Here is a 668-nt window from a genome sequence, read left to right on the forward strand (position 1 = left end):
CTGATTGCCGTCTTCGGCATGCGGATCGTTTTCCCGCTGCTGATCGTGGTGGTCGCCGCGAAGATCGGACCATGGGAGGCAGTGGTGCTGGCCGCAGCACAGCCTGAGGAATATGCGAGCATCATGCATGACGCGCATCTCCCCATCGCGGCCTTTGGCGGCACCTTCCTGATGATGGTGGGCCTGTCCTTCTTCTTCGACCATGAAAAGGACGTCCACTGGGTGCGTTGGCTTGAAGCTAAAATGCAGAAATACGCGACGATCCGGGGCATTGAGGTCGCTCTGGTGCTGTCGCTGATCCTGATCTTCTCGAGCTTTCTTGAGCCGGCCGAGTCGGACATCTTCTTCAAGTCCGCGATCTGGGGCTTGCTGACCTTTCTGCTGGTCGAGGTCCTGGGCGGGCTTTTGGATAGTACCCAGGAGACCTTGGTCGCTGGCGCCAAGGGCGGCTTGGGTGCCTTCCTCTACTTGGAAGTGCTGGACGCCTCGTTCAGCTTCGACGGCGTGATCGGGGCATTTGCGCTCACCCAGAACCTGTTCATCATCGCCATCGGACTGGGTATCGGAGCAATGTATGTGCGGTCCATAACCATCATGCTGGTGGAAAAGGGCACGTTGGCACAATACCGCTATCTGGAGCATGGCGCCTTCTATGCCATCATTGCACT

The 668-nt window shown here is 58.1% G+C and carries 1 protein-coding gene; it reads left to right on the top strand.

Features of this window, described 5'->3' with window-relative positions:
* Positions 1 to 668, top strand: a 668-nt coding sequence (locus IE224_RS20875; RefSeq protein ID WP_191313438.1) for a DUF475 domain-containing protein, incomplete at both ends; no start/stop codon positions are given.

Origin of the sequence: Paracoccus aerius (genome assembly GCF_014656455.1) — a bacterium.
GTDB classification, from domain to species: Bacteria; Pseudomonadota; Alphaproteobacteria; order Rhodobacterales; family Rhodobacteraceae; genus Paracoccus; species Paracoccus aerius.